The sequence below is a fragment of the Novacetimonas maltaceti genome (assembly GCF_002906255.1).
Lineage (GTDB): Bacteria > Pseudomonadota > Alphaproteobacteria > Acetobacterales > Acetobacteraceae > Novacetimonas > Novacetimonas maltaceti.
The window spans coordinates 1-1,783 of the sequence record NZ_POTC01000125.1 but is presented as its reverse complement, the minus strand read 5'-3'; the positions used below and the strand labels follow the sequence as shown (position 1 = coordinate 1,783).

The 1,783-nt window shown below is 53.8% G+C and carries 2 pseudogenes and 1 riboswitch; of the pseudogenes, one reads left to right on the top strand and one right to left on the bottom strand.

What is annotated here, in order from left to right:
- A pseudogene (locus KMAL_RS16545) lies at positions 1-150 on the bottom strand (IS1380 family transposase); the annotation flags it as partial.
- 56 nt (positions 151-206) lie between these two features.
- A riboswitch (cobalamin riboswitch) is annotated at positions 207-428 on the top strand.
- Positions 429-546: 118 nt separating this feature from the next.
- Here KMAL_RS16545 and KMAL_RS16540 point away from each other — a divergent pair.
- Positions 547-1,686 (top strand): annotated as a pseudogene (locus tag KMAL_RS16540) (carbohydrate porin); the annotation flags it as partial.
- Positions 1,687-1,783: the final 97 nt, after the last annotated feature.

Here is a 1,783-nt window from a genome sequence, read left to right as displayed (position 1 = left end):
GCGGCGGCTGAGACCCAGAATGTCATCAGCCTGCTTCACCAGAATGACGCCCCCATCCGAACTCATGCGACCCCCGTCAAAACGGGCCACAACACGCCGTCCACAGGAGGCTGGAAACTCATACGCGGCTGCGCTACACTCTGTCTGCATCGGGTTTTCTTATAGCTTACGAAAATTTCTTTTGTGCAAAACAGACTTTTTCATAATCTAACCCGATGTACAACCCTTCTGTGAGATTTCCGCGTTGAAAGGGAATGCCGGAGGCTCCAGGATCGGAACCCAGTCGGCAACTGCCCTCGCAACTGTAGGCGGAGAGCATATTATTCCTTGGCCGTATAAAGCGGCAGCCACTGGTGGCAACATCGGGAAGGCTGAGTAACGTGTGATGACCCGTAAGTCAGGAGACCTGCCGTTGTTGTCTAGTTTGATCGCCGGGCGAGGGAACCGGAGATGGATGATGAGTTATGTTTACTTTTCTGCCTTTGGCAGATTTCTTCTCAAATTTTTCAGGTGTTCTCCCTTCACTTTGTATGGTGAAGCCAAACAATGTCTGACCTGACAAACAACATATGGAAGAAATTTCCGTATTCATTGCATTGCTTGCTCTTGGTTGCCGGCGTTTGGGGAACTCTACCTACTTTTGCACATGGTGAAGAAACACAAATTGAGGAAGATCGTCGTCGGTTAGGCAATTCAGGGCCATTGATTGAGCAGATTGATCCGGCAACAGTGCGAGATTCCCAGCGGGCTTCAGAAGACGCGGCAGCAGAGAAAAAAGGCGATGACACGCCGGACATGAGCGACCACCTGCTGGGCAACATGTGGGGCGCGCGGGACTGGATGGCCAGACACGGCATCAGCTTTGACATCCAGGAAGTAGATGAGTTGTGGGGAAACACCACAGGTGGCACGGCTTCCAGGGCTGATGGCGCCAGTGGTTCGGGCACTGGCCCCGCCTATGATGGGGTAACCATGCCAACCCTGACGGTGGATCTGGAAAAGCTGATCGGGCTGAAGGGCGGCACATTCAACGTCAGGGCCCTGCAGCTGCGCGGGCGCTCCATCTCGCAGGATCATCTGGCCAACTTTAACCATGTTAGTGGGTTTGAGGCCGACCGTTCCACCCGCCTGTTCGAGCTGTGGTATCAACAATCCTTTCTGGACGGGAAGCTGGACGTCAAAATCGGGCAGCAGAATTTGGAGACCGAATTTCTGGTCAGTGATTACGGGGCTTTGTATCTGAATTCCAACTTCGGCTGGCCCATGGCACCATCAGTCAACCTATATGCAGGTGGGCCATCTTGGCCGCTGTCCTCCCCGGCCATCCGTATCCGCTATCGTCCGTCTGACAAATTCACTTTCATGTTTGCGGCAGCAGATGATAACCCGCCGGGTAACCGCAACAACTCCTTTGGCATCCAGAACGGTGGCAACAGCGCAGACCCCACCAACCAGAACACCAATGATGAAGATGGCGCCAACTTCAACATGGGCACTGGCGCGCTGCTGATTACCGAACTGCAGTATGCCCTCAACCCCCAGCCTGATGACATGTCACACGTCACCAAGGATCCTGGTCTGCCGGGTATCTACAAGCTGGGCGGATATTACGATACGGCCAAATTCCCTGATTATCGCTACAACAATCAAGGCAAGGCTTTAGCAGCCTGTCGGGTTGGGGTACCCTGTGAAGAGGTGAAGTTGTAAGGTGGTGAGATGAGCAGCTTCATCCCGTTTGACCGGTCTCAGCCGTATCTTCTGCCGCCTGATCTGAAGTCGTGGC